Source organism: Leucobacter sp. Psy1 (assembly GCF_020096995.1).
Lineage (GTDB): Bacteria > Actinomycetota > Actinomycetes > Actinomycetales > Microbacteriaceae > Leucobacter.
Map to the genome: position 1 here is coordinate 3,038,749 of NZ_CP083692.1, position 25,986 is coordinate 3,064,734.

The 25,986-nt window shown below is 63.7% G+C and carries 25 protein-coding genes; 11 read left to right on the forward strand and 14 right to left on the reverse strand.

The window, feature by feature from the left end:
* The first annotated feature begins 55 nt into the window (after nt 1–55).
* Nucleotides 56–1,411 (forward strand): MFS transporter, encoded by a 1,356-nt coding sequence (locus K8P10_RS14425; RefSeq protein ID WP_224779580.1) that lies wholly within the window; start codon nt 56–58, stop codon nt 1,409–1,411.
* Between the two features lie 271 nt (nt 1,412–1,682).
* On the opposite strand, the gene K8P10_RS14430 is transcribed toward K8P10_RS14425, so the two are convergent.
* The 8 genes from K8P10_RS14430 to K8P10_RS14465 form a co-directional block, all read right to left on the reverse strand.
* On the reverse strand, nt 1,683–2,240 hold the full coding sequence (locus K8P10_RS14430) for a flavin reductase family protein (protein WP_224779581.1): 558 nt from the start codon (nt 2,238–2,240) through the stop codon (nt 1,683–1,685).
* Nucleotides 2,237–2,602 (reverse strand): cupin domain-containing protein, encoded by a 366-nt coding sequence (locus K8P10_RS14435; protein ID WP_224779582.1) that lies wholly within the window; start codon nt 2,600–2,602, stop codon nt 2,237–2,239. The genes K8P10_RS14430 and K8P10_RS14435 overlap by 4 nt, the downstream gene beginning before the upstream one ends.
* Nucleotides 2,603–2,605: 3 nt before the next feature.
* Nucleotides 2,606–4,078: a 4-hydroxyphenylacetate 3-hydroxylase family protein gene (locus K8P10_RS14440; RefSeq protein WP_224779583.1), complete on the reverse strand. Its 1,473-nt coding sequence runs from the start codon at nt 4,076–4,078 to the stop codon at nt 2,606–2,608.
* Nucleotides 4,075–4,746 (reverse strand): DUF2848 family protein, encoded by a 672-nt coding sequence (locus K8P10_RS14445; protein ID WP_224779584.1) that lies wholly within the window; start codon nt 4,744–4,746, stop codon nt 4,075–4,077. Before K8P10_RS14445 ends, K8P10_RS14440 begins: the two co-directional genes overlap by 4 nt.
* Complete coding sequence (locus K8P10_RS14450; protein ID WP_224779585.1) at nt 4,743–5,558, reverse strand: carbon-nitrogen family hydrolase; 816 nt, start codon at nt 5,556–5,558, stop codon at nt 4,743–4,745. The genes K8P10_RS14445 and K8P10_RS14450 overlap by 4 nt, the downstream gene beginning before the upstream one ends.
* 141 nt (nt 5,559–5,699) lie before the next feature.
* Complete coding sequence (locus K8P10_RS14455; protein WP_224779586.1) at nt 5,700–6,344, reverse strand: GntR family transcriptional regulator; 645 nt, start codon at nt 6,342–6,344, stop codon at nt 5,700–5,702.
* Nucleotides 6,345–8,026: 1,682 nt separating this feature from the next.
* The gene (locus tag K8P10_RS14460) at nt 8,027–8,974 is read right to left on the reverse strand and encodes a lysylphosphatidylglycerol synthase transmembrane domain-containing protein (RefSeq protein ID WP_224779587.1); all 948 of its coding nucleotides are present in this window, start codon (nt 8,972–8,974) and stop codon (nt 8,027–8,029) included.
* A complete protein-coding gene (locus K8P10_RS14465; protein WP_224779588.1) occupies nt 8,967–9,611 on the reverse strand; it encodes a CDP-alcohol phosphatidyltransferase family protein in 645 nt (214 codons plus the stop codon). Before K8P10_RS14465 ends, K8P10_RS14460 begins: the two co-directional genes overlap by 8 nt.
* Nucleotides 9,612–9,714: 103 nt before the next feature.
* Between K8P10_RS14465 and K8P10_RS14470 the strand changes: the two genes are divergently transcribed.
* The 4 genes from K8P10_RS14470 (at nt 9,715) to nucS (ending at nt 13,577) form a co-directional block, all read left to right on the forward strand.
* A complete protein-coding gene (locus tag K8P10_RS14470) occupies nt 9,715–11,025 on the forward strand; it encodes an MATE family efflux transporter (RefSeq protein WP_224781304.1) in 1,311 nt (436 codons plus the stop codon).
* Between the two features lie 24 nt (nt 11,026–11,049).
* A complete protein-coding gene (locus K8P10_RS14475; RefSeq protein WP_224779589.1) occupies nt 11,050–12,309 on the forward strand; it encodes an MFS transporter in 1,260 nt (419 codons plus the stop codon).
* A 101-nt stretch (nt 12,310–12,410) separates the two neighbouring features.
* Complete coding sequence (locus K8P10_RS14480; RefSeq protein WP_224779590.1) at nt 12,411–12,821, forward strand: ACT domain-containing protein; 411 nt, start codon at nt 12,411–12,413, stop codon at nt 12,819–12,821.
* A 63-nt stretch (nt 12,822–12,884) separates the two neighbouring features.
* Entirely contained in the window at nt 12,885–13,577 is a 693-nt protein-coding gene (gene nucS, locus K8P10_RS14485; protein ID WP_224779591.1) for an endonuclease NucS, read from the forward strand.
* 41 nt (nt 13,578–13,618) lie between these two features.
* Here the strand turns inward: nucS and K8P10_RS14490 are convergent, their stop codons facing one another.
* Entirely contained in the window at nt 13,619–14,086 is a 468-nt protein-coding gene (locus K8P10_RS14490; RefSeq protein ID WP_224779592.1) for an SRPBCC domain-containing protein, read from the reverse strand.
* Nucleotides 14,087–14,306: 220 nt separating this feature from the next.
* Here K8P10_RS14490 and K8P10_RS14495 point away from each other — a divergent pair, with 220 nt between their 5' ends.
* From K8P10_RS14495 to K8P10_RS15480, 3 genes are all read left to right on the forward strand, one after another.
* Nucleotides 14,307–15,920, forward strand: a complete 1,614-nt coding sequence (locus K8P10_RS14495; RefSeq protein WP_224779593.1) for a molybdopterin-dependent oxidoreductase — start codon at nt 14,307–14,309, stop codon at nt 15,918–15,920.
* Nucleotides 15,921–16,852: 932 nt separating this feature from the next.
* Nucleotides 16,853–17,635, forward strand: a complete 783-nt coding sequence (locus tag K8P10_RS14500) for a nucleotidyltransferase domain-containing protein (protein WP_224779594.1) — start codon at nt 16,853–16,855, stop codon at nt 17,633–17,635.
* Between the two features lie 17 nt (nt 17,636–17,652).
* The gene (locus tag K8P10_RS15480; RefSeq protein WP_224781305.1) at nt 17,653–18,243 is read left to right on the forward strand and encodes a metallophosphoesterase; all 591 of its coding nucleotides are present in this window, start codon (nt 17,653–17,655) and stop codon (nt 18,241–18,243) included.
* A gap of 17 nt (nt 18,244–18,260) precedes the next feature.
* Here K8P10_RS15480 and K8P10_RS14510 read toward each other — a convergent pair whose 3' ends face one another.
* On the reverse strand, nt 18,261–19,697 hold the full coding sequence (locus K8P10_RS14510; RefSeq protein ID WP_224779595.1) for a DUF4062 domain-containing protein: 1,437 nt from the start codon (nt 19,695–19,697) through the stop codon (nt 18,261–18,263).
* Nucleotides 19,698–20,127: 430 nt separating this feature from the next.
* Between K8P10_RS14510 and K8P10_RS14515 the strand changes: the two genes are divergently transcribed.
* Complete coding sequence (locus tag K8P10_RS14515) at nt 20,128–20,277, forward strand: hypothetical protein (RefSeq protein ID WP_224779596.1); 150 nt, start codon at nt 20,128–20,130, stop codon at nt 20,275–20,277.
* 281 nt (nt 20,278–20,558) lie between these two features.
* Here K8P10_RS14515 and K8P10_RS14520 read toward each other — a convergent pair whose 3' ends face one another.
* The 4 genes from K8P10_RS14520 to K8P10_RS14535 form a co-directional block, all read right to left on the reverse strand.
* On the reverse strand, nt 20,559–20,735 hold the full coding sequence (locus K8P10_RS14520; protein WP_224779597.1) for a hypothetical protein: 177 nt from the start codon (nt 20,733–20,735) through the stop codon (nt 20,559–20,561).
* 299 nt (nt 20,736–21,034) lie between these two features.
* Entirely contained in the window at nt 21,035–21,874 is an 840-nt protein-coding gene (locus K8P10_RS14525; protein WP_224779598.1) for a F510_1955 family glycosylhydrolase, read from the reverse strand.
* Nucleotides 21,875–22,027: 153 nt separating this feature from the next.
* A complete protein-coding gene (locus K8P10_RS14530) occupies nt 22,028–22,633 on the reverse strand; it encodes a DUF305 domain-containing protein (RefSeq protein WP_224779599.1) in 606 nt (201 codons plus the stop codon).
* A gap of 97 nt (nt 22,634–22,730) precedes the next feature.
* A complete protein-coding gene (locus tag K8P10_RS14535) occupies nt 22,731–23,291 on the reverse strand; it encodes a DUF6153 family protein (RefSeq protein WP_224779600.1) in 561 nt (186 codons plus the stop codon).
* A gap of 116 nt (nt 23,292–23,407) precedes the next feature.
* Between K8P10_RS14535 and K8P10_RS14540 the strand changes: the two genes are divergently transcribed.
* Nucleotides 23,408–23,668 carry a YHS domain-containing protein gene (locus K8P10_RS14540; RefSeq protein ID WP_031290215.1) on the forward strand — a complete coding sequence of 87 codons (261 nt, stop codon included), beginning with the start codon at nt 23,408–23,410 and terminating at the stop codon, nt 23,666–23,668.
* 73 nt (nt 23,669–23,741) lie between these two features.
* Nucleotides 23,742–25,964 (forward strand): heavy metal translocating P-type ATPase, encoded by a 2,223-nt coding sequence (locus K8P10_RS14545; protein WP_370631902.1) that lies wholly within the window; start codon nt 23,742–23,744, stop codon nt 25,962–25,964.
* The last annotated feature ends 22 nt before the right edge of the window (nt 25,965–25,986 follow it).

The following is a 25,986-nucleotide window of genomic DNA, read 5'->3' on the forward strand; positions in this document are numbered from 1 at the left end:
TTGGCAACAGTGCGGTATCGCTCTGGATGGAATACAGCTCGACGAGGAGATATCTATGACCACGGCTACGGCATACCCCGATCGGCCATCGAAGCAGCGAAAAACGCACAGCAACATCTTCACCGTGGCCTTCTCGAGCCTCGCGGGCACCGCGGTCGAGTGGTACGACTTCTTCCTCTACGGAACCGCGGCGGCACTCGTCTTCAGCAAGCTCTACTTCCCGACCGGCGACCCCATCGTCAGCACGATGCTCGCGCTCGGCACCTTCGCCGCCGGCTTCGTCGCACGCCCTCTCGGCGCGATCGTCCTCGGGCACATCGGCGATCGCGTTGGACGGCGGGCGACGCTCATCGCCAGCCTGCTCCTCATGGGAATCGCCACCACCCTCATCGCAGTAATCCCGCCGTTCGAGACACAGGGCGGGTGGGTCGGTATCGGCCTTTGGGCACCGATCCTGCTCCTGCTCATGCGACTCATCCAGGGCTTCGCGCTCGGCGGCGAGTGGGGCGGAGCTGTGCTGCTCGTCAGCGAGCACGCGAACGAGTCCTCGCGTCGTGCGTTCTGGACGTCGTTCCCGAACGTCGGCCCGCCCCTCGGGAATCTGATGGCCGCGGGCGTGCTCGCGCTCCTGTCGGCGGTGATGACCGAGGAGTCGTTCCTCTCGTGGGGCTGGCGGATCGCCTTCGGCCTGTCAGCCGTGCTCGTGCTCATCGGACTGGTGCTCCGGCTCTACGTCGAGGAGACGCCACTCTTCAAGGCCTCGCAAGCGGCTAAGCAGCATGAAGCCGCCCCGAAGCGGCGACTTCCCCTCGGCGAGCTGCTTCGCGACCATTGGCGCCCCACGCTCATCGCCATCGGATCGCGCATGGGCGAGAACGCCGGCTTCTACATCTATTCTCTGTTCATCATCACCTACGTGACTGAAATCCTCGGCGAGGCGAGGGGAGAAGCACTTGCCGGAGTGATGATCGGTCAGGGGGTCGCCGTGCTGACCATTCCGATCATGGCCATCTGGGCCGACAAGATCGGGCGGCGACCCATGCTCATCGGAGCTTCGATCGCCACCATGATCTGGGCGTTCGGCTTCTTCTACTTCCTGAACCAGGCAGAGCTCTGGGGCTTCATCGTCGCCGCCGTGGGCGGGTTGCTGATCTTCGCGGCATACAGCTCGGTGATCGGCGCCTTCTTCTCCGAGTTGTTCCCGACCAGCGTCCGCTACAGCGGCACCTCGGTCGCCTACAACATCGCCTCGATGATCGCGGGCGCGCTGTCACCGATCGTCGCGCTCGCGCTCTACAACGCGTTCGGTTCGGGGTACGCCATCGGCATCTACCTCGCGGTCATGGGGGCGATCTCCCTGATCTCGGTGCTCATCTCGAAGGAGACCCGGAACGTGGACCTCTCGAAGTAGGGTCCGGCTTCCGCTCCCAAGGGGAGGGTGTGCGGTGCCTCGGCACCGCACACCCTCCCCTTCTACGCGCCCTGGCGACACAGCGGGGCACTACTACTCTCTGTCCCCGCAATGCGGAAATCTGTGCGCCATGCAGGTCACTCGCTTCTAGCGGGCCGGCAAGGAGGTCGGTTGGCAGGTTGCCCGACATCGCCCGGGGGTCATCCGCGCACACGGCTGCGGGCCCCGCCCGAGATGGACGAGGCCCGCAGCCGACGTTGAGATTACAGGTTCAGAACGACCAGGGCATCTCCTCGTGACCGAAGTCACGGAAGTCGCCGAAACGTCCGCCGAGAAAAGCCAGGGGCGAGCCGCTCCGGTGCCGGGACGCCGTCACCTGGCCGAAGTAGACGTCGTGATCTCCGATGACGTGATGCTCGAACAGGGAGCACTCCGCCTGGGCGAGCGCGCCGTGCACCACCGGGATCCCCTGCGGCGTGTCCTCGAACTCGCCGCCCTCGAAGCGCTCGCCCCCGCGCACCGCGAACCGGCGAGCGATCGCCTCCTGCTTGCCCCCGAGGATCGAGATGCCGAAGCGTCCGCTCTCACGCAGCGCCTCACCGGTGCGCGTGTTGAAGTTCAATGCGAGCATCAGGATCGGAGGCTCCAAGCTGATCGACTGGAGCGAGCTGATGGTTCCCCCGTGATACTCGCCCGCTTCATCGATGGTCGTCACGACGGCGACACCGGTGAGCCAGCGCCCCATCGCTCGACGCATCCCCGACCCTTCCGGGGCGTTCTCCCACACACCGAGACGGCTACTCAGCGACCCCGTTTCCGGGCTGCTCACGGCTGCTCCTGGGACTCCGCGGAGTAGTACCGCACTTCGAACATCTTGGCACCGTTCTCCGACTTCCACGGTCCGTGCTCCATTCCCGGAGGACGGGTGGCCCAGTCGCCCGCCTTGAACTCACGGCCAAGTCGCTGATCCACGAACGACCCTTCGAAGATGAAGACCTCCTCCCAGAAGTCGTGGGTCAGCACGCCGTTCGGCGAGGTGTCAGTGCCTGGCTCGAATGTCAGGATGCGGGTTACGGCGTCGCTGTTGCTGTCACGCGCGAGGATCTGCTCGGACAGGCCATCGATCGGTGGATTGCACGGGGTGTGGGGCACAACGTCCACGGGACCGAACTCGTACTCGGGCTTGGGCATGGCTTACGCCTCCTTCTCATCGTCGGCGGAGTATCCGCCGAGGAACTCATCCAGATCGGCTACGAGCTCGTCGTACCCGAAGTTTCGGTAGGTGTACACGCCCTTCACCACGAACGGCGCACCGGCGTAGAAGAGTTCGTACTGCTGGTGGCGGCCGGCGAACTCCGAACCGATGACGTCCCACGCGAGCTTGAACAGCTTCACCCGCTCCTCGCTCGGCACGCCTGGCGAGTGCACGTAGCGCTCGACATCACCTCGGGTGACGTCGCTGTGGAGATCCTTCACGCTCGACGGGAGCTGCATAACACCGCCGCCGACGAGATCGCGCAGGATCTGGATGGCTCGGGGATACGTCTCCGACTGCAGCCCCATGATGCCGTAGAGCGCTCGGCGTCCGGGAATGTACACGCCGTTGCGGTCGGGCTCCGCAGTCGCCTGAGCGGCGATCAGCGCGGACTCCACCGAGGAGACCACTGCCGCCAGTTCGCCGAGCTTCTCCTGCACGCCGGGGATCTTGTCGGTGCCGTTGACCTGGGTCACCTTCCGAGCGACGGCGGCGATGAACTTCAGCTTGATCGTCAGCCGCGACTGGGCCTGCCAGTTGCCCAGCGCGTGCGCACCGGTATCGAAGAACTGGCGACGCAGCGCGACGAGGTTCCGGTTAATGAACACCCGGTCCCACGGCACGAGCACGTCGTCGAACACCATGAGCACATCGTGCTCGTCGTAGCGTGACGTCAGCGGGTAGTCGAAGTCGCTCGTCGCCGTCGATGCGTACGGACGACGGCAGTACATCTTCATGCCCGGCGTCGAGCTCGGGAGGGCGAAGCTGAGTGCGAAGTCCTCATCGTCGGGGCCGAGCGGCTTGATGCAGGTGACGAACACCTCATCGGTGACAGGTCCGCCCGTGGCGAGCATCTGCGAACCGCGGACGATGATGCCTTCTTCGGTCTCGCGGACGACGCCGACCTGCAGGAAGTCGCCCTCCCACCCCGAAGCCGTGGTGGCACGGGAGATCTGCGGCGGAATGATCGCGTAGGTCACGTACAGGTTCTCACGCAATATCTTCTCGTAATAGCGCTGGATGTTCCCGGCGTAGTCCCGGTCATCGCCCTCGACGCCTTCGAACACCTCGGGGTGACTCGCGAAGCCCGCGAAGAAGCTGCCGACGTGGTCCGGGCTGCGGCCCACCCAGCCGTGCGTGTGCTTCGCCCATCGCTCGACGGCACGACGCCGTGCGGCGAGATCTTCGGGCGAGCGCGGAATCGAGAACACAAGATTCGCGGGGCCGTCAATCTCCTCGGCGCGATACTGCATGTCGTTCGCCGGGTCAGCTGCGATGTCGTAGAGCTCGGCGATGGTCTTTCTGATCCCGGCGAACGCGGGATGCTCTCCGACGTTCTCAACGACCTCGCCGTCGAGCATCACCGAGCGTCCGTCATTCAGACTGTCCAGGTACTCCTGTCCGGTTCTCATCGTGCTTCGTGTCCTTTCATCCGGTAGTCGTGCGTCAGGCGGGTGCCATCGGCGAGTTCGATTTCGACGTGCCAATCGGCTCCTGCGCGGAATCCTCCATCGATGAGGGGTAACGTGCCGCCGAGGCAGACGAAGTCCCCGTCTCCGAGTTCGAGACGATCGATCAGCCGGGTGGTGACGTCCGCTGGACTGCGCAGTCCGTCGAGCCGGCCTTCCTGGTACTGATCACCGTCGACGGTCGAGCGTGCGGTAGCCGCGTCGAGGTCCAGCTCGGCGATGTCGCCGATCCGGATCACCGTCTCTCCCACCGGCTTCGGGCACGCCCGCTTCGAATCGCCGATGTCGGTGCGCTCGAGGTCGCGATCTGTGTGGTCAGACCCCACACCCAGGTAGTACACGCCGTCATGCCGAATGTAGACGGGTTCGATCTCACCCGAGGTGAGGGCCGTCGCCGAATCGGCAAACTCGGGCGCGGTACTGACCGTGTCAGCGTCGACAGGGTAGAACATCGGCACCTCGGGCGGCGGCGGTACGCCGATAGCCGCGAGCTCATCGATGTGGTGCTGCACCGCCTCCACGTTTCGGCCGGTGTACCCGGCGACGACGCCGGTGAACCGACCCAAGGTGATCGTGTCGTCGCTCCCGGCGACGCGGAAGGTCAGGCTCATCGTTCGGCTCCGCTCTCGTTCGATATCGTGGTGTAGTCGTCCAGACGATCGCCGATGACGGGGAACTCCGCTCGGACCGAGGCAACGCGGTTCTCGTCGATGTCGACCACGAGAACCTCTTCATCGGTTCCGCACTCGCCGAGCACGGTGCCTGACGGGTCGATCACGCGGCTCGATGCTCCGAGCTGCACTCCGTGCTGCACCCCGCACGCGTTGACCGCGATAATCCAGACCTGGTGCTCGACCGCTCGCGCCTGGGTGAGGAGACGCCAGTGCTCACGGCGGGCAGCGGGCCAAGCCGCGGGCACGACGACCGCTTCCGCACCGCGCCTGCTGATCTCCTGCCAGAGTCCGGGAAACCGGAGGTCGTAGCAGGTCGTGCTCGCGAGGGAGCCGACGGGGCTCTCGACGACGCTGAGGGTCGTGCCTGGAGTCAGCAGCTGGGATTCGAGCGACTGGTAGCCGAAAACGTGGATCTTCCGGTAGGTCTGCGCCACCTGGCCCTCACGGTTCACGAGCACGGCTGTGTTGTGGAGCCGGCCTTCCGCATCACGTTCGACGATGCTGCCGAGATGCACCGCAGCACCGAGATCTCTGGCCACTCGGCGGGCCATACTCACCGTCGGGCCGTCGAGCGCTTCAGCTCGTGCTTCGTAATCTTCGAAGCTGAAGTATCCCGCGCTCCAGAGCTCGGGAAGCACGAAGAGTTCGGGTCCGGCATGGGCGCGCAGGAGCGCTTCCACCCGATCGATGCGATCCGCCTGCGACTCGTCGTCGGGGCTGGCGACCTGCACCAGCGCGACCTGCGTCATCTCTGCTCCTTTGCTTGATACCTCCGGCGATCCGCACCGTGCGTCGACGCCGTCTGGGTGAAGCCTATACTGCTTGTATACCGACTGTCTACATGAAAGAAGCCGGCAGAGCCTTTCAGCCTCACTCGAGCGGAGAGTCGACTACGGGGCGATCGCCGCTACAAGCGTCGACCGGAGATGCGCTTCGATTGCGGCGGCCGATCCTTCGCCCCGCTCGATCGCGTCAAGGATCTCCGCATGCTCGCGCAGCACACCCCCGGGTCGATCCGCTCCATGGGAAACCGCCCGAACTCCGACGCGGAGTTGGCGCTGTCTGAGGGAATCGTAGAACTCCGTCAAGAGAGGGTTCCTCGCCAACCGCACCATGCGACTGTGAAACTCGATGTCGAGTTCGATAAAGCGCGCTGTGTCACCGCTCGCTGCCCGTTGCTCCTCGACGATGCGCCGCAACCCGGTCATTTCGGCTCGGATCGCTTCCCCTCCCACATCCGCCGCCCACGTTTCGACCAGCGACCGGGCATCCATCAGGACCCGAACATCGTCGTCGGAGATCGGCGGCACGTAGGCCCCTTTGCGCGGGATCCTTCGGAGCATCCCCTCGCTCTCGAGACGGAGCAGTGCCTCTCGGACGGGAGTGCGCGAGGTCTCGGTCGCCTTGGCGAGAGATACTTCGTTCAAGAACGCGTCCTTCTCACGCGGCAGCTCGACGATGTACCGCTTGATCCACTCGTAAGCGACCTCGGGAGCCGACGGGGCGGCAGACTCAACTCGCATCTCATCTGCCATGGGAACTCCTCGTTCATTGAGCGGACGACTCAAGTGTCGCAGCCATCACACCCTGTATACACCATGTTTCCATCGCGTTACACATCCTCAGCGGTGGGCATCACACGACATCACTCCCCGTTCTGCGCGCTTTCCACAGTTCGACCGCGTCGCCTCGTAGACGCAGCGCGCGCGGCTCGCAGCCGCGGTGCGGCACGCGCCACGAGCACCAACCCTCCCGGAAGAGTGGAGGCGAGCGCGACCAGCCCGCTGCTAGCGACAGAGCTCCTCAACTGACGCCTGCGCGGTCTGCGCACTTCGACTATGTGCCGGCGACCAGCGTCAGTTTTTAGAGCGCCGTGAGCGCAACCCGCAGGGCCATCTTCGGAACCCGCCGAAATGCAACCGATGCTCACTGCACCGCAGCGCGCGAGTCCGGATAAGCTACCAACACATTCCATTGGAGTTGAGCCGGAAAGACCTCACGACGCTCTTCGCTCCCGCGGTGATTACGCGCGGAACATACTGAGCCGGAAAAGTGAACTTCACAGCGGCCATAGCTCGGTAGTTCCGACGATCCGTGGTGCAGTTCAGGTCGCCGCCGACCTTGACATTCTGCAGACCCGATTGAGAGCTGACGCGTCCCATTCTCCCCGCAGTATCAGTCATTCGAGATTGTGCCTGGATTCTTGTTTGTGCGGCCATTCCACCTCTGCAAGAAACACTCATGTGAGCATTTATCGCTCTTCGATGAGAACTTTTGCCTGGATGCGGATAATCATATTCTCCGCGGCAGCGGATGGGTGCCGAAGCCTGCGGCCCGACCCCGTTTTCACTGAAAGCGATTACAGCGAATGCTTCCTCATCAAAGGAGTCGCTCGTCAATTCCGGCGTGAAATCGCTTGTCATTGAGCTACTGCCTCGATGCTCCGTTAAAGATACGGTTGATGACAGAAGCACTGCCATCACGGCGGCTAGAACTCTGTTTCGGGAGAAAGTTGACATCAGAACTCTCCAGTTCATAACGGGTAGTCCCCCCTGTTAGAAACCTATCCTAATTTATTGATTCCGTACAATAATGTGACTTGTGTTCGACAGTATGGATCCGGTGAATCGCAGTTGGTTCACGTCCTGGCTCAGGAGAAGCGAGCTCTCGAGTGGCGATGCATTCTTGCCTCGGCGCTACCCGCGCGAGATTGCCTTGCTACACCCGGGAACACGTCCGATACCTGGCGGAAACCCGCCATTCCAGGCTTCGAATGCGAATGACGCCCCACTCTCTCAGGTACAAACCCAGTCACTCGAGAATCTCCTTCTCGAGATGTTCCCGCCGACATTCACTTGCTGCTTTGCGCTCTACGGCGGATACACCGACATCGACAACCCGAGTGGACCACGCGGTTTCGGGCACCCTTCCGCACACCTGGTGAACGAGCGGCTACCCTATTTCCTCCTCGCGGGTTCTCTGCGGGACGCGCTATTCTCATCAGTAGAGGAAAACTGGCCGGGGCCTCCGACGCTTGAACTCAGCTACCTCTGGCCGACCGACAGGTCATGGTTTCTCGCATCCGAACCGGATCTGGCTTTCTCGGTCATCGGCTGCGATGCATACTTCGGGGAACGGCTACTCGCGACTCACATACTCTCCGCACACGAGATGCCGCCGCGCGCAGACTGCTAGGTGCGCGACACTACGGCAAGAATCAGCTTTCGGAGCGCCGGTCCCCGACCTCACGCGCCGCTCGCAGGCGCGGAACCCAGCGCAGCAGGAGAACCACCGCGCCGGGAAGGGTGGAGGCGAGCGCCAGAACGCCGTAGCCGATCGAGATCGCCACGCCGAGAGCCGCGTCGTACCCGAAGAGCGCGAAGCCCCAGCCCGCAGCCGCCTCACGGGTCCCCCAGCCCCCGATGCCGATGGGCACCGACATCCCTGCGAGGGCGATCGAGCCGAGCGCCGGTGTCTGCACGGGCAACACTTCCGAGGTAAGCGACATGGTGACGACGACGAACACCCCGAGGAAAGATGCCCAGCCGAGCACGGAGAGCGCCGCGACCGCGGTGAGATGCCGCGCCGGGAGCAGGCGAATCCAGCGCCAGGCCACCGCGACCGCGACGAGGGCAACGAGTGCGCACCCTGTCGCAGCGAGCGGAACCCGGGTACAGAGCGCAATCGCCGCCGCCAGGAACACCACGGCAGTGCCCGCGAGTCGCTCGGCCGCGACGGCCGCGAACCCTCGCCCGAGTGCTCGTTTTCCGGTGTTCACCGTTGCATCGGTACTGTCGTCGGCTGCCCGCAGCGCATCACCGACGAGCCCACCCGGGAGCACGCTGTTGAGGAATGCCGCCTGCCAGCAACGCGCCACCGCCGACCCGACGGAGACCCGGATGCCCTGCTCACGCGCCACGAGTCTCCAGCGCAGTGCCTGAGCGACCACACCGAGACTCCCGAGCAGAAGTCCGAACACCCACGCCCATACTGGGACGCTGGCCACGGCGTGCACAAAAGGTGCAGCGCCCCAGCGCGCGACGATGAGCGCCAGCAATCCGCCGGTCACGGCGACCTGCGCGGTGCCGATGAGGATCAACCGGGGACGGGAACCGCGTTTCCCTGATGTCCTCGTCCCGTCGCCGCCGGCCACCGTGTCACGCATACTCGACCTCGGAACGCTCGAGCCGCACGATGTCGCGAGCGAATGACCAGACGAGCAGCCCGAGGGCAAGAGTCGCGCAGACGATCGCGACGGGAACCGGAGTGACGGGCACGATGATGGCGAGCAGCACGATGCCTTGAATGGCAGCGATCACGCGCCGCGTCTGACTGAACGGAAGATTGCGCCGGAGCCGCGGTCGTACCCACCAGGCGAGCACGAAGACATATCGCAGCAGTCCGATCGCGAGCACCCACCACCCGACGGTCAGAGCGGCGAGAACCGAAAGCACGAGCAATAGTGCGGCATCTGCTTCGACGTCGAACCGCGCACCTGCTGCCGTCGCCGTTCCGGTACGGCGGGCGACCTGACCGTCCACTGCATCGAGAAGCAGCGCAAGACCCGCCAGGATCGCCACCGTCCAGGTGCGCTCGGGCCAGGCGCCAGAGAAGACGAAGACGACACCGAAGGCGATGACACCGGTGAGGAGCACCCTGCAGTAGGTCACCCAGTCCGCGGTCGTGATGCAGCGCGGACGCCGGCGCATGAGGGCACCTGCGGCGACAAGCGGAGGAACCAGGCCGGCCGCGATCGCCAGCGCGATCACGGTCGCACCATGGTCGAGCGCTCCGGTCGGCATGCCTCCCACTCTAGGCGGCACGCCAATGTCCGTGGACCCCGCTAGCGTGGTCCACGTGGAACCGCAGAGCTCAGGGGCAGATCCCCGCCGTCGCAGGCGCACCATGGATCGTCGCATCGCAGGGCTCGCGGTCCCGGCTCTCGGCGCGTTGATCGCCGAACCCCTTTTCCTCATCGTCGATTCGGCGATGATCGGGCATCTCGGGGCGGCCCCGCTGGCGGGTCTCGCGATCGCGAGTGCGATCCTGCAGACCGCCGTGGGTCTCATGGTCTTCCTCGCGTACTCGACAACCCCGATCGTCGCGAGGCGCTCGGGGGCCGGGGATCGTCGGGGAGCCGTGCAGGCGGGCATCGACGGGCTGTGGCTCGCGCTCGGGATCGGCGCCGTGCTCGGGGTCGCGCTCTGGGCGACGAGCTCGCCGCTCGTCTCGGCGTTCGGCGCCGCGGGCGATACCTCGGAGCATGCCGCCACGTATCTCGCCATCTCCAGCGCCGGCTTGCCCGCCATGCTGCTCGTGTTCGCCGCGAGCGGCCTCCTGCGCGGGCTGCAAGACACGAAGACGCCGCTCATGGTCGCGGGCGTCGGCTTCACGGCCAACGCACTGCTCAACTGGCTCCTCATCTACGGCCTCGGTTTCGGTGTCGCGGGCGCCGCGACGGGCACCGTCATCGCCCAGTGGGGGATGGTCGCCGCCTACCTGGTGGTCATCGGCCGTCACTCGCGTCAGGCCGGTGCCGACTTCCTCCCGCACCGCGACGGCCTGCGCTACGCAGGCAGGAGCGGCTGGTGGCTCTTCATCCGCACCGCGGGCCTGCGCGGTGCCGTTCTCGCGACGGTTGCCGCCGCCGCCACGCACGGCACCGCGGCAACCGCCGGTTATCAGGTCGTCTTCACGATCTTCTCGACCGCCGCGTTCGCGCTCGACGCGCTCGCGATCGCGGCGCAGGCGCTCGTCGGCGAAGCGCTGGGCGCCCGCGACGCGGACCGTGCGAGGTTCATCGTGCGCCGCATCCTCTTCTGGGGGCTCGCGTTCGGGGTCGTACTCGGCCTGCTGCTCGCCGCGGGAAGCCCGCTCATCGGGCGCGTGTTCACGACGGATGAATCCGTACTCGCGATCCTGCCGGCCGCTCTCATCGTGCTCGGCGCATCGATGCCGCTGGCCGGTTACGTGTTCATGCTCGACGGGATCCTCATGGGCGCGGGCGATGCTCGGTACCTCGCCTGGACCAGCCTGGTGAACGTCGCCGTGTACCTGCCGGCACTGTGGCTCATCATGACAATCGTCCCCTCGGGAACGGGTGCTCTCGTCGGGCTCACCGCCGGCTTCGCTCTTGTCTTCATGGCCGCGCGGGCCCTGACGCTCGGATGGCGGGCACACGGAGGGCGCTGGATCGTTCTAGGCCCGGTCAGATAGAGTTGGCACCATGGAGCCCGCGCGTTGACCCCGACCCCGAACGGTACCGGTGACCCCGCCGTCAAACGGTGGGTCTGGGCGATCCTCGCCATCTTCACCACCATCGGGTTCGGCTTCGGCAACTGGCTTGCACGCCTCCCTGCGGTACGCGATCACCTCGGAGCGAGCACCTTCGAGATGAGCTTCTACGGCCTGTGCCTTGCCGCCGGCTCGACGGTCGGGCTGCTCCTCGCCGGCCGCACCGTCGCCTGGCTGGGGCCACGCCGGGCGATGACGACCGCGGCCCTCGTACAGGCGGTGGCGATGCCGGTGGCTTCCAGCGTGATCTGGACGGGAGCCGTTCCGGCCGGTCTGGCAGTCCTCTTCGTTTTCGGCTTCGCACTGAGCACCTGCGACGTCGCGATGAACGTGAGCGGAGCCGCTGCGGAGCGCGCCCTCGGACGCCCGCGTCTGCCGCTCTTCCACGCGGGGTTCAGCCTCGGCACCGTGAGCGCGATGGGCGTCGGGGCGCTCGCCGAAGCTGGATCAGTGGCGGTGCCCCTGCACCTCACCGGGGTCTTCGCGGCAGTGCTCGTGGTACTGCTGATGGCCCTCCGATTCGTCCCCCGCAACGAAGAGGATCACCGCACGCCCTCCGCGCATACCGCTTCGGTGGCCATCGCCGACGGATCCCGGCGTCCATACGTCCCGTGGAAAGACCCGCGCGTCCTGCTCATCGGCTCCGTCGCCATGGCGATGAGCCTCGCCGAGGGCACTGCGGCGGACTGGCTTCCGCTCGCACTCGTCGACGGCCGCGGAGTCGCGAACGAGACGGGGGCCCTGATCCTCGGCGTCTTCTTCGTCTCCATGACCGCGACCCGCCTCGCGGGTTCGCTCATCCTCGCCAGGCTCGGCCGCGTCACGGTGCTGCGCGGGGGTGCGATCCTCTGCGCCATCGGGGTGATCATTGTGATCCTGCTCCCCGCGTCGTGGTCCATCGTGCTCGGCGCTCTGTGCTGGGGCGTGGGCGCCGGACTCGGGTTCCCGGTCGCGATATCAGCTGCCGCGGACAACCCGCGCACGGCCGTCAAGAGTGTCGCAGCGGTCTCCACGATCGCGTACACGGCGATGCTGCTCGGACCAATGGCGTTCGGTTTTCTCGGCGAGCACATCGGGCTGCTCACCGCGTTCTGGCTGCTCGCTGCGATCGCGCTGATGAGTTCCCTGCTCGCCGGAGTCGCGCGGGAACCCGTTGCCGATGTGGCAGAGCGTCGTCCCGATGACAACGGTCGGCACGACGCCTGACCGAGCAGCGCAGCAGGGCACCCGGGCGGATGCCCTATCGTGGAACGGCGCGACTCTCGCGGCTCGGCCAGAGCCTTCCGCGCCGTACAAGGGGTGACTCCATGCCCGATTCCTCCGTTATTCTGCACCGTCTCCCGGACGAGTACGTCATCGCCCGCTTTTCACCATCATCAGACGCGCACGCGCTCGCGGGCGAGGTCATCGCAGCGGGGTCGTTCGTATCGGTTACGCGGACCCCGCAGGAGATATCCATCGTGTGCTCATCGGGCGCAGCCCCTCGCGGCGCCGAGTTGGACGGACCGTGGGTCGCCTTCTACGCCGGCGGCCCCATCCCCTTCGGCATGACGGGCGTGGTGACGTCACTGGTCTCCCCGCTCTCGGCCATCGGTTCTCCGGTGTTCGTCGTGTCCACGTTCGATGGGGATGTCCTCATGGTCCCAGGGGCTGAGGCTCAGCGAGCACAGGTGGCGCTGACCGGTGCGGGCCACACGATCATCGACGACGAGGCCTGATCGACTGCGCGCCCGGCCGGACGTGTTGACGGCTGGGCAGGTCCGCGCGGCTAGACTGTTCCGGTGCGAATTGTTGTTGCTGATTGCTCCGTCGACTATGCCGGCAGGCTCTCCGCCCACCTGCCCCGCGCGAAGCGCGTGCTCATGCTGAAGAGCGACGGCAGCGTCCTCGTGCATTCCGATGGTGGGTCGTACAAGCCGCTCAACTGGATGAGCCCGCCCTGTGCGCTGACCACGCTCGAGCTCGACGACGAGCAGCGCGAGGCCGGCATCGAGGAGGCGTGGCAGGTCGTCCACGCGAAGACCGGCGACAAGCTCGTCGTCTCGCTCTTCGAGATCATGAGCGATTCGTCCCACGAACTCGGCGTCGACCCCGGCCTCATCAAGGACGGCGTCGAGGCGCACCTGCAAGAGCTGCTCGCCGACCAGATCGAACTCGTCGGCGACGGTCACCAGCTCGTGCGGCGCGAGTACATGACGGCGATCGGACCCGTCGACATTCTCGCCCGCGACGCCTCCGGAGCCTCCGTCGCGATCGAGATCAAACGCCGCGGAGGCATCGACGGCGTCGAGCAGCTCACCCGCTACCTCGAGCTCATGAATCGCGATCCTGCCCTCGCACCGGTGCAGGGCGTGTTCGCGGCGCAGGAGATCAAGCCGCAGGCACGCACCCTCGCTGAAGATCGCGGGATCCGCTGCCTCGTGCTCGACTACGACGCGATGCGCGGCATGGAAGACCACAACACGCTGTTCTGAGGTTTTCGGTTGGGTCACGGGAGGAGCGCGCGTCAATCCAGCTACTTTCGAGAATCGCTTCCGCAGAATTCGGCGAGCTGGTCCAGTGCAATGTTGTGTCCGTTTCGAGTCCCATCGAGCATCTCTTGACCCACAAGTGACGTCACCTGCGCAGTGACCGTGACTACTGTCTCGCGATGAGAGCCGCCGAAGGTCCACGTTATAAGTGCCACAGATAACAGCTGGTCACCTAGCCAGGTTCTCTCGTTTTGAACAACCACTTCGGAAGGCGAGACGAAGAAGTAGTCGGTCTCTACGAGAAACTGCAACTTATCTGGATCCCCGCAGCGATGGCGCGCCTGACCGCCGGAGCGCAGGTCGTCGTGCTCATAGACCATGGCTTCACCGGCAGGCACGCCCCACTCGCTTCGAGACCCGGCATCGGAATACGCTCCCCACACAGTGGAGATCGGAGAGTCGATGTGCCGTTCAATATGGATTGTCTGCTGCACCACATCAAGAGAAGCCATAGTCGTAGTCTCGCAGCGGCGCACCAATCGATCAACGCTCTGAGGGTGGATCATCACCTACCTGCCTTGCGTGCGCGCCGGTATACCGCGCGGCATCCCCTCTCGCCACGTCGGTGAGTTCTCGGGAGAGCGTGCGCGGCGGAAATCCCATCCGTTGCGCGCTCGGCAACGAACACACTATGCACGGTATAACTGAGCTACCGATCGAGAGGCGACGACGATGGCGAAATCGACCGCACCAGCGACCCAGTCGAAGAAGCGCCGCTGGGTCTGGGCACTGTGGAGCGCGCTCGCCGGCATCGTGAGCGCTGCGGCGTTCCTCGCCGTCGCCGAACTCCTCGCTTTGCTCGTCGCCCCTGAGAGCAGCCCGATCCTCGCGGTCGGGTCGTTCGTGATCGACATCGTGCCGCAACCGGTCAAGGAGTTCGCGATCGCAACCTTCGGTGAAGCCGACAAGGTCGTGCTGCTCTGCAGTCTCGGTCTGGCGGTCGCTATCGCAGCCGCGATCGGCGGCATCCTGCAGTTCTTCGCGCGCCCGTTCGGGCTCGTCGTCGTTGTCGTCGCCGGAGGGCTCTCGACCGCCGCGATCGTCACCCGTGCCGGTGCATCGGTGCTCGCCGCGGCCCCGCCGGTCCTGGGAACCGTCGTCGGCTGCGTCGTGCTCATACTGCTCATCACCCGGCTGCGGGTGTGGTCGGGTGACGTGGTCGCGAGTTCCGAGACTCACACCGAGTCGCCTGACGCCGAAACTCCCGCAGCGGGCGAGGTCGGCCGCCGGTCGTTCCTGATCGCCACTGGCTCTGTGGGCCTGGCGGCCCTGGTTGTCGGTATCGGGTCTCGCATGCTCAACGCCACGAGCGCCTCCATTGACGCCGCCCGCCGCGAGTTGCGACTGCCTGCGCCGCGGACGACCGTCACGATCCCCGACGGCGCCGAGTTCGAGATCGATGGCCTGTCACCGCTCATCACCCCCAACGGCGACTTCTACCGCGTCGACACGGCGTTGACGGTGCCCACGGTCGACCCCAGCACATGGCGGCTCGTGATCGACGGGATGGTCCGCGAGCGGGTGGAGCTGAGTTTCGACGACCTCGTCGGTATGGGGCTCGACGAGTATGCGGTCACGCTCACGTGCGTCTCGAACGAGGTCGGCGGCGGGCTCGTCGGCAACGCGATCTGGCAGGGGGTTCCCATCCGCGACATTCTGGAGATGGCCGGACCGCAAGCAGGAGCCGACATGGTGCTCTCGCGCAGCGTCGACGGATACACGGCATCGACCCCGCTCGAAGCGCTCACCGACGACGGGCTCGATGCGATCTTCGCTGTCGCGATGAACGGCGAGCCGCTGCCGCTTGAGCACGGCTTCCCCGTGCGCATGGTCGTGCCCGGCCTGTACGGCTACGTCTCGGCGACCAAGTGGGTCACCGAGCTGAAGGTCACGACGTTCGACGCCGACGAGGCGTACTGGACACCTCGCGGATACTCCGCGCAGGCACCCATCAAGTTCGCCTCGCGCGTCGACACGCCTCGTACCGGAGAGCCGGTCGCGGCAGGCACAGTCGCCGTTGCGGGCGTCGCGTGGGCCCAGACCGTCGGCATCGATCGCGTCGAGGTGAGGATCGACGACGGCGACTGGCAGTCCGCCACCCTCTCGAATCCCATCAACTCCGACACGTGGGTGCAGTGGATGATGCCGTGGGAGGCCACCGCCGGAACCCATTACGTCGAGGTGCGGGCCATCAACAAGAACGGCGAGATTCAGATCGAGGAGCGCGCACCGGTTGCCCCCGACGGGTCGAGCGGATGGCAGCGGGTACTCGTGACGGTCACCTGACCGTCACCTCCTCACCGTCAGCTCTTGCTGAGCGGGGACGGCGCTTTCGATGATCACGCCGGCGTTGCGGTCCGTCCCACGAAGTGACAGCGCACTGGACCCCCGGGCGGGTGAAGGTCCCGCTCTCCGGGAGCGACGTGAACGCGCCCAGCGCGAAGACTGATGCCGCCAGTGCTCCGTCCGCCGCCAGCGCTCGGCCCGCTGAAACGACTCAGGCAGGCTCGTCTGAGTCTTTTGACGCCCGTCGAATTCGAGATCATCATGACCAAGAACCTGGCCCTTGCCGCCGCACCGAACCTTTCACCCATTCCTACAGCAGCCCCTTTCATTAGGGCCCGTCAGGATTCGACCTGAAGTCAGAACAGCGTGTTGTGTCTTCCTCCGAATGAGCATGGTTGTACATCCTCACTTGTCTCGGTCTAATGCGGATCTGACGGTTGCAAGGAGGGGATGAAAACCGGCGCTAAATGGTGGTCCTGCGGACTCGCTGCGGACCAGGTGGCTAGCGCTCTTGGAAGAGTTTCAATCACGGTTTGGATGGTCGCGCTAGGTGCCGTCTAACCATCGTCCAACAAGCAGAATGCATCTGGTTGTCGCAAGTTCGGCCTTGCGTGTTCGCGCTCCGTGTTGCTAATTCGCGCCTTTCTTGGAAGACGTAGCGTCATCGAGATGCCCAGCTCGCCTCGCAACACACTCTCACGACGCAGGTCCTTACGTGTGCCTGCGACGTATGGCGGGAGAACTTCAGGTAGCTCCGAACCTGATGTTCGGTCTATGAAGTCGGGCAGACGTGCACACGCCGAGAGAGTCGTGGACGAGACACGTTACATCTTTGGGGATCTCGGACGCATCTCTCAGAGGGGCTCGTCGGTTCCGTCAACATTGACCCGAAAACGACCTGAATCCACGACCCAACGTCTAGATTAGGACGGGTGAACAGGCCAGATCTCATACGCGCGCTTATCTTGCATGGCGTACCTGCCTCCATCCTTGACGACCTTCCTGCTTTACCGGAATCTATCAGTGGAATGGTCGTTTACGGCAGCCGTGCGCGAGGAGACGCTTTGGAGGGGTCGGATCTCGACCTCCTTGCTCTAGCCGCAGCACATCGGCCGACAATCAATGCGGGTTTAGTTAGTCTGAGTTTTTACACCGTTGATCAACTTAAGACCGGTGCCGGTACCTTGTTCGGGGCCCATCTCGAACGCGATGGCAAAATTCTGTTTGACGAGGACGGTTGCCTGACCGCAGCGCTGGGTTGCATGGGTCAGGTCGACACTGACCGACTATTTCGACGAGTGTTGGAAATGTCGCAACTCTTCACAACTCCCGAACTCGACCTGCCGAAGTACCAACAGGGCCTCGCACGTCAAGCTCGCTACCTACTGCGTAGCACCTTATACGCGAAGGCTATAGCTCATGGCTCCCCTTGCTTCTCGGTGCGAGAAATAGCCAATCGCCACGACGATGAGAACTTGACGCGTCTGCTCGCCTCCCGGCAAGACCGGAAGGCGACGTATGAGGACTACCTCGACTGCTTGTTTCGACTGCAAGACCTGATCGGGGAGTTTCCACTTAACGGACATGGTTCGCTCGAGGCTACGGTGGTCAATGAATGGGGAAACAATAGTGACTTGTTGTCAATGGCTTTCATGGCACTCGGTTCGAGCGGCTCAGGATCGGATTACGCCGAAGTGGAGAAGATCCTACTGTGAAGAGACAACTAGCCTTCGTGGGCGACATACATGGCAACTTGAAGGCGCTCTTGGGTCTTCTTGCGGCCCTTGACGAACGGAAGATCTCCCGGACAATCTTCCTCGGCGATTATGTGAACAAGGGGCCTTCTCCTGCTGATGTGCTGGAGGTTTTACTGGTACGTCGACAGTCAGGCAGGGCTACTCTTCTGGCGGGGAACCATGAGGCTGCACTCCTGTCCGCCTTGGACACAGGCAACGTCGCTCCATTCCTTAAAATGGGCGGGGCAACTACCATTCGGTCCTACCTTCGCCGCCAGGCCCGTCCGGACGTGCTCAGCGATTTTCGCAGTCAGCTGCCTCACCACCATCTATCCGCGTTACGCGAGATGCCGACGGTTTGGGAGTCTGGCGAAGTTGTCGCTCAGCATGTCCCTCCGGGGATACACGCGTCAAGGTTTCAAATCAGTGCGCACGTTCCTGTCGGGAAACTGCCGAGAATCACCACCAATTCGGCACAGCTTGATACTGGAAGTGGGAGTTCTGAACAGGCAGGGCGACTCACAGCGTTTATGTGGCCGAGTCGTGACTATATCCAGGTTGACGCGAGCGGGAAAATGATCAGTTGAGATACTCAACGAGTTGATCATTTAGCATCCAATTGGTCAAGCTGCCAACGCGCAAGCCCCGCGCCGTGAGTGTTCGACATCGAATTATTCACTTCGATGCATCGTTTTGCGTAAGTCCGCGCTTTTCCAATCTCACCGACCTCGCGGGAACACTGTGTGAGCACGAGGAGAGACTTTGCAATGCCCGAAGTATTCTCCGTCTGCTCGTTCAACCGAAGAGCCTGAAGCGCATACGGGAGTCCCTCGGCGGCACGTCCCTCTCGCAGGCGTAGCTGCGCGACTGCCGTCCAAGCGTTGGCGTGCAAATCCGAAGGCGCCGCCCCTTTGAGGACAGTGAGCATTGCTTCAGCATGGTTGTCAGCGGCTGGGAAATCCTTCTCCAGGCTTTCTAGGCGGACAAGATTCACGAGAGACTGGGCGATTTCAACACTCCGGGTATTCTCCCTCCGGAGTTCAAGCGAGGCGCTGAAGTCGTCTCTGGCATCTGTCACCCTCCCAAGGCGCTGATTAGCCAAACCGCGCTCGTCAAGAATTCGAGATTTCACTCTCCATGCACCTCTGGCTTTGCCATCAAGCTCACCCAAGATTGTTCCTAATCGGTTGATCGCTTCGAAATCCGAACCCTGCCTTCGCAGAAGACCAGCTTCCGTTAGAAATGCCTCACCTGCAAGCGTCGAATTTAGCTCAATCGGATTATCTAGAATTTTCAGAATCGCTGCACGCGCGACTCTTAGTGCGTGCTCGAGTTGTCCCCGACGCCCGAGAGCACGCGAGTAGGCAAGTTGCTCGGTCGGCCCCCCAATTCGGGAGGACTCTTCAAGTCGCTCAAGCCCGGGGCCAGTTTGGCCCAACTTGATCAATTTCTCCCCCTCGAGCCGTTTCCGAGCTGCGCCGAGAACGTCTCGACCCGATCGGGGAAGTAGTTCGAGCCATCGTGGTGTCTTCGTTCCAGCGGTCTTTTGCCATCCTTCAAGCCGATCGCTCAGCTTACGATCGAGATCGAGGTCGTCTTTAATCGACTCATAGAGTAACGGATGTCTTCTCTGCAGCTGTGCTTTCAACTCCTCGATCTCGTTTGAGGGACTCGGGTGATCGACAAATCCAACCCAAAGATCTTTGAGGGGTTGCTCATGGATGCCTAGTTCGAGTAAGCCAGTGAAGAGCTCTTCCTCGGTTCCGGATGTGTACCCAAGAGGACTTCCGGGCTCGCTTCCCCAAGAGCTCTTGAATAAGACAATTAGAAAATCAGAGCGATCGAAAAGCTCGTTTATTTCGTCTTGTGGCCGTCCCGCAGTGCCGCGCTTAGACTCCCAGCCGAGCAACTCATAAGGTCGATCATCTTCACGGCGACGTGATGTGTTGTATCTATCGATAGCTTCTTGGACAATCGCACGTTCAGCGATGAGGTCTCCAGGCGATGCTAAAAAGACTCGGAGCGGTGCTTTGGTGGTCACAAGCCGATGATAGCGTCGAGCTAAAATCAAACTCGATCCATAATTGGCCTGTATCTAACCCCAGCTAAGGGAGAGCAATGGTTGACCTTGGTTGGAAGAGGTATCGCGTCTAACTTCGGACACTGTGACTCTCCGCCACCATCAGATCCGGGTCTTTGCGGTGACAGCTTCGGACAGAAAACAATCGCTCGGCGGTCTGCGGGCCCATTGGAACGAAGGGGCAATATGTCTTTGATTGGTTTGCCACATTCTGAGACGCCGACGCGGAAAGTCAAGATCATTGGTAACACGAGCCAGAAGGCATTCCGCCTTATCAAGCCTACTGGTTCGATCGTGATTTGAGATCAACGGCTCGAGCACCGCGACCGACGGCAGCGAATTTGGCTCGTGCGGTTGCCTCTCCGAACGCGGATGCAGCCCAAGCAAACGGATGATGCCGTGGGAGGCCACCGCCGGAACCCATTACGTCGAGGCGCGGGCCATCAACAAGAACGGCGAGACCCAGATCGAGGAGCGCGCACCGATTGCCCCCGACGGTTCGAGCGGATGGCAGCGGGTACTCGTGACGGTCAACGCCTGACCATCACCTCCTCACCGTCAGCTCTTGCCGAGCGCGAAGACGGATGCCGTCGGTGCTCCGTCCGCCGCCAGCACTCGGCCCACTGAGACGGCGGCGCGAACGCCGATAGACGATTCGTTGATGGAGGAGATCTCTGGGCAGGCGGAGTGTCTGTCGATGATCTCTACTGGTAGTGACGATTGTTCAAGAGTGCACAATTCGGGAACTATCCGACCCCAGTCCAGATGACGACGACGACGATAACCGGGCGCAGAGGATCGCAGTGGCCAGTGCCTGCTCGATCATCTGCTGCGCATCTGCTCGGCGGGTGGGGTTCGCCAGGTGAGTGCTGCTCCAATGATCGTGACGACGACAGCGACGTCGTAGCTTGCCAGGGTGTAGGTCCACACCGCGGTCTCGCCAGCAAACTGTGTATCGCTGAGGATGTGGCTCATGATGAGCGCCGGTCCGAGCACCAACAGCACTCGTCCCAGGCGCACGAGCCGGCGGTGCGTCCGTTCGTTATGTGGAACCGTCGATGTCGTTACAGACGGGGACAGCGAGATGTCAGCAAGAGGCCGGAGGTGCCGCAATGAATCCGTGGGTCTCCCGTCTGGGTGTAGGTGGGGGGTCATTGGAACATCGCCCCGATAGCGAGGTAGCTCGCGATCGCCACGACTATGAGGGCGATCGTCGCGGCGGTGATGAAGATCACCGGGGTGCTAAGAGGATTCTTTCGCTGTTTCATGATGCCTCGATCCGAAGAGTAAAGCGTTGCCTACCGTGCGGGGCTGAGGACGGTGGTGTCATCTGCGATGATGTCGACGATGCCTCGATCGTCGACGAGAACGATTCGTTCATCGCCGATCGCGGCGAAGGCCTGAACAGCACCGTCGACGGCCTCGAGGCGTTGCCAGGTCTGGTCGGCGTCTTGTTCCCACAGAGCGCCGTCCGTGCCGACGCCGACGAGGACGCCGTCCGGGCGGGCGTCGAGCATGTATAACAGTGGCGCGCCCTCGACGGGGATGAATGTCATACCGTGGTCGTCGCTGCGCAGGAGTCCTTCTTCGGCTGCGGCGTAGATGCCGTTGTCCGTGGCGACGAGATCTGCCGCTCCGATCGATGCTCCTGCTGTCCATTCGTGGCCGCCGTCGGTGCTGATGAGGAGCTCGATGTCGCTGGACGCGATTCCGTAGAGGGTGCCGTCGGGGCCGGCGGTGAGGACGTGGAAATCGGTGCTGCCGTTGAGCGCGACGGGTGACCAGGTCTGGCCGTAGTCGTCACTTTGGATGATGCCGAGGTTGGGGGCGCCGAGTTCTGCGGCGGTTTTGGGGCCGGGGTGCCCGGAAGCGAACAAGGTGTCTTCGGCGATGGTGAATCCCATCGCGTCGAAGTCGTGGCCGCCAATGGGGCCGGAGACCTCCCCGTCCGGGGTGACGGCGTAGATGCCGTTGTGGGTGGCGACGAGCAGGTCAGTGCCGCGGGGGTCTTCGGCGATGCCGTGGACATGTTCGATACGGGGTGTGGCAGCGTCGGGTTCGGTGGTTGGGGTGTTGGCGCATCCGGTAATAACGAGAGCGAGTGCGGTGAGCGTGGTCAGGGGCAGGAGGCGGTTCATTGGTGCTCCGAGAGAAGTAAGTAGAGGGCCCTACGAGACGGCAGATCACGGGTCGTAGGGTGCGCGGCAGAGGGGGTTCGCGTCGAGACCTGCTGTGTGAGGTTACGACGGGGCCGGGCGGGTCGTGTCGAGTGTCGGCCCGCCCGGGGTGCGTCAGAGCTCGTTGAGGAGGTCCTGCATGGTGGAGATCTCGGCGGTCTGGTCGTCGATCACCTGCTGGGCAAGGTCAAGGACGTCCTGGTTTTGACCGTCTTCGAGAGCAGTGCGCGCCATATCCACGGCGCCGTCGTGGTGCACGATCATCTGCTCGAGGAAGGTGCGGCTCGCTTGCGTCGCGTCTGCCTCTTCCAGCGTTGCCATGTCTTCTTCGGACATCATCCCGTCGCCGGAGTCGTCCATTGAACCGTGGTCCATGCCACCCATGTCGTCGGGTTCGTACTCGACGCCCCAGTCGTCCAGCCACCCGAGCATCCGCTCCATTTCCGGGCCTTGGGCATCCTTGATCTGCTGAGCGAGCTCCGCGACGGCCGGGTCGAGTCCATCCTTCGCCAAAACGATGTCGGCCATCTCGATGGCCTGCTGGTGATGCGGGATCATCATCGTCACGAACATCTCATCGGCGTCGTTTGCCGTGACGGTCGATGAGGTGTCCGACGGTGCAGTGTTCTCGCCTGTCGGCGCGGATGCGTCAGAGCAGCCGGTGAGAACGAGAGCGAGGCTGAACACGCCAGCACCGAGGGCAAGGGGAAGCTTCTTCATGAGTAGATCCTTCGAATGAGTAGATATGAGGGGTCGTGGACACAGCGCCGCGCAGAGGGCGACGCCGGGGTGTCGGCAAGATGCCGACGATGACCGATCAGGTTCGACTAATCGAAAGGAATATGAGTGAGGGTGTGCGCGGCAGGATGCTCACAGCCCGCAACCGCAAAGACGACGCCAGCGCCCGCAGGGGCGGGCCGAGATGCTCCAGAAGCATCGGGCGAACCAGCAGAAGAAGAGCTGCAAGCAATGCGAGGACGCACGCGGTGACCATGTCCGAATGGCTTTGCCCGGTTCCCATCAGACAGGTGTCATCACACGCGATAGCGCCGCTGATGTCAGAGGTGGCCGCCATCGGGGTGGAGTGCTCGGGGGCTGTTGACGCTGTCGCGGAATGGTGGGCGTCGTGGCCTGCCACGTCGGCGCTGAAGGTGTGCATGCCAAGCAGCCCCACCATGATCATGAGTGCGGCACCGGCGATCAGCAACAGGGCACGCAACGATAGCTGCTGACGCGCGATGTGTAGCGTGATCTGCATATGCTCGGCCCTCCGTTCCTTCTCCCACGCTAACACCACCAACTTCACGAACACCCTGGGGAGATGCCCACCGCCGACGGTTGAGTGATGGGTCTGACACAATGAGCGGATCTCACTCACCAAACCGTCACGCGATGATGGTGAAGCCTGTTCCGCTCACTCTACAGGAATACCCTCGGGGGGTATATGGTTGTACGTGTCAGAGTCGAGCCGCAAGCCTGAAAGAGGAAAACAATATGTCCGATTCCCCCGCTGGATCCTGCTGCAGCCACAACAGCCACGTGGCGGTCGCGGCCGATGGGCGCAAGGATCTGCTCGCCCCATCCGCGGACGAGCTCGCTGAATGCCCGGTGATGGTCGGCAGCACCGTCGTCAAAGCAGACGCAGAAGCCGCGGGCCTGTTCCGTGACTACGAGGGCGCCCGCTACTACTTCTGCTGCGCAGCATGCGGCCCCCGCTTCGACGCGGACCCCGCCAAGTACGTTGCCGCCGCCTGAACACGCACCACCCCCGCGGTACTCGCTACCAAACACCCCTGTTTAGCGTCACTATTTCGAGGAGGATCGATCCATGAGTAACTCGCACCACGACGGCGTTAAACACACCGACGGACATCACGAGTCCCACACACCCGCGGAGCACGAGTCCCATCATGAGATGGCGCATCATGCCCATACGGATGTGGCCGATGCCGCGACATCGGGCTCCTCGCATCATGCACATCCCGACACGATGTCTCACGGTGCGCACGGCACCGATGGAGGGCACGACACTCACGGGGCCCACGAGGGGCACGGTGGTCATGCGGGGCACGGCGACCATGTCGGGCAGTTCCGCCGGTTGTTCTGGATCATGCTCGTCCTGGCGGTCCCGACCGTTGCGCTGTCGGGCATGTTCTCGATGATCCTCGGCTATTCTCTCCCGGACATCTCCGGGATCATGTGGGTGTCTCCGGTGCTGGGAACGGTGATGTATGTCTGGGGCGGGAAACCGTTCCTCGTCGGCGCCGTCAGCGAGATCCGCTCCCGAAAGCCCGGGATGATGCTCCTCATCGGCCTCGCAATCACGGTCGCATTCCTCGCCTCGTGGGGTGCGACCCTAGGGATGTTGCATCACGAGCTCGACTTCTGGTGGGAGCTGGCGCTCCTCATCGTCATCATGCTGCTCGGTCACTGGATCGAGATGCGCTCCCTCGCCCAGACCACCTCCGCCCTCGACTCTCTGGCCGCTCTCCTCCCGGATGAGGCGGAACGGGTCGAGAATGGCGAGGTCGTTGTCGTCTCACCCGCCGACCTTGTCGTCGGCGATGTTGTCGTCGTTCGGCCCGGAGGCAGCGTCCCCGCGGATGGGCGCATTGTCGATGGACGCGCGTCGATGGACGAGTCCATGGTCACCGGTGAATCTCGCACGGTCACCCGCGGCAGCGGTGATCCGGTCACAGCGGGCACTGTCGCCACCGATTCGGGATTGCGTGTTGAGATCACTGCGATCGGTGATGACACCACCCTCGCCGGCATCCAACGCCTGGTGACCGAAGCGCAGAGCTCCTCGTCCCGCGCCCAGCGACTCGCCGACACCGCCGCCGGATGGCTGTTCTGGTTCGCACTCGGATCTGCGGCCATCACCGCGCTCGTATGGACCCTGGTGGGATTCCCGGATGCCGCCGTCATCCGCACGATCACCGTCTTGGTGATCGCTTGCCCCCACGCGCTCGGTCTGGCCATCCCGCTAGTCGTGTCGATCGCGACCGAGCGGGCCGCGCGCGGTGGCGTCCTCGTCAAGGACCGGCTGGCGTTGGAGAGCATGCGCACTGTCGACACTGTGTTGTTCGACAAGACCGGAACTCTCACGAAAGGCGAGCCTGTCGTCTCCGAAGTATCGATCACCGGCGGGGGCGACGCGGATCAGGTGCTTGCGCTGGCGGCCGCCGCGGAAGTCGACAGTGAGCATCCCCTGGCGAAGGCGATTGTCCGTGCCGCTGCCGAGAAGAAGCTCACGGTGCCCGGAAGTCGCGACTTCACCTCATCTCCCGCGGTTGGCGTCACTGCAACCGTCGACGGGTCGACCATCCGCGTCGGTGGACCGCACCTTCTCACGGAGGAAGGCGCAGACGAACTCCCCATTGCCGACGCCTGGCGCACGGACGGCGCCATCATCCTCCACGTCATTCAAGACGGGCGTGTGATTGGTGCGTTGAAGCTCGCCGATGAGGTGCGTTCGGAGTCGCGCGAAGCGGTCGATGCGATCCACGTCCTCGGCGTGCAAGTGGTCATGATCACCGGAGACGCAGAGGCCGTCGCACATGCCGTCGCTCAAGATCTCGGCATCGACCGGGTCTTCGCCGGGGTCCGTCCAGAAGACAAGGCCGCGAAGGTCCAGGAGCTTCAGCGAGAAGGTCGGAAAGTCGCGATGGTCGGCGACGGTGTTAATGACGCTCCCGCACTCGCCCAAGCCGACGTCGGGCTCGCAATCGGCGCGGGCACGGATGTCGCGATCGCCTCGGCCGGCGTCATCCTCGCCAGCGACGACCCCCGCTCCGTGCTCTCGGTAATCGAACTGTCCCGCGCCGCGTACCGAAAGATGAAACAGAACCTCTGGTGGGCTGCGGGCTATAACCTCATCTCCGTCCCCCTCGCAGCCGGTGCCCTCGCCCCTATCGGGTTCGTGCTGCCGATGTCGGTCGGCGCCGTCCTCATGTCGCTGTCCACGATCGTCGTCGCGCTCAACGCGCAGCTGTTGCGGCGCCTGGACCTTCGTCCTGAGACCACGACTCGCGCCATCCTCGACCGATGACCATGACGAATCAGGAGAAGAC

What these genes read in the sequence shown, in the direction of transcription:
- K8P10_RS14530 (WP_224779599.1), bottom strand. Translation starts at nt 22,633, where the DNA reads ATGAAGAAGCTTCCCCTTGCCCTCGGTGCTGGCGTGTTCAGCCTCGCT.
- K8P10_RS14455 (WP_224779586.1), bottom strand. Translation starts at nt 6,344, where the DNA reads ATGGCAGATGAGATGCGAGTTGAGTCTGCCGCCCCGTCGGCTCCCGAG.
- K8P10_RS14445 (WP_224779584.1), bottom strand. Translation starts at nt 4,746, where the DNA reads ATGAGCCTGACCTTCCGCGTCGCCGGGAGCGACGACACGATCACCTTG.
- K8P10_RS14460 (WP_224779587.1), bottom strand. Translation starts at nt 8,974, where the DNA reads ATGCGTGACACGGTGGCCGGCGGCGACGGGACGAGGACATCAGGGAAA.
- K8P10_RS14425 (WP_224779580.1), top strand. Translation starts at nt 56, where the DNA reads ATGACCACGGCTACGGCATACCCCGATCGGCCATCGAAGCAGCGAAAA.
- K8P10_RS14440 (WP_224779583.1), bottom strand. Translation starts at nt 4,078, where the DNA reads ATGAGAACCGGACAGGAGTACCTGGACAGTCTGAATGACGGACGCTCG.
- K8P10_RS14545 (WP_370631902.1), top strand. Translation starts at nt 23,742, where the DNA reads ATGAGTAACTCGCACCACGACGGCGTTAAACACACCGACGGACATCAC.
- K8P10_RS14470 (WP_224781304.1), top strand. Translation starts at nt 9,715, where the DNA reads ATGGATCGTCGCATCGCAGGGCTCGCGGTCCCGGCTCTCGGCGCGTTG.
- K8P10_RS14525 (WP_224779598.1), bottom strand. Translation starts at nt 21,874, where the DNA reads ATGAACCGCCTCCTGCCCCTGACCACGCTCACCGCACTCGCTCTCGTT.
- K8P10_RS14515 (WP_224779596.1), top strand. Translation starts at nt 20,128, where the DNA reads ATGATGCCGTGGGAGGCCACCGCCGGAACCCATTACGTCGAGGCGCGG.
- K8P10_RS14450 (WP_224779585.1), bottom strand. Translation starts at nt 5,558, where the DNA reads ATGACGCAGGTCGCGCTGGTGCAGGTCGCCAGCCCCGACGACGAGTCG.
- K8P10_RS14480 (WP_224779590.1), top strand. Translation starts at nt 12,411, where the DNA reads ATGCCCGATTCCTCCGTTATTCTGCACCGTCTCCCGGACGAGTACGTC.
- K8P10_RS14540 (WP_031290215.1), top strand. Translation starts at nt 23,408, where the DNA reads ATGTCCGATTCCCCCGCTGGATCCTGCTGCAGCCACAACAGCCACGTG.
- K8P10_RS14490 (WP_224779592.1), bottom strand. Translation starts at nt 14,086, where the DNA reads ATGGCTTCTCTTGATGTGGTGCAGCAGACAATCCATATTGAACGGCAC.
- K8P10_RS14495 (WP_224779593.1), top strand. Translation starts at nt 14,307, where the DNA reads ATGGCGAAATCGACCGCACCAGCGACCCAGTCGAAGAAGCGCCGCTGG.
- K8P10_RS14465 (WP_224779588.1), bottom strand. Translation starts at nt 9,611, where the DNA reads ATGCCGACCGGAGCGCTCGACCATGGTGCGACCGTGATCGCGCTGGCG.
- K8P10_RS14435 (WP_224779582.1), bottom strand. Translation starts at nt 2,602, where the DNA reads ATGCCCAAGCCCGAGTACGAGTTCGGTCCCGTGGACGTTGTGCCCCAC.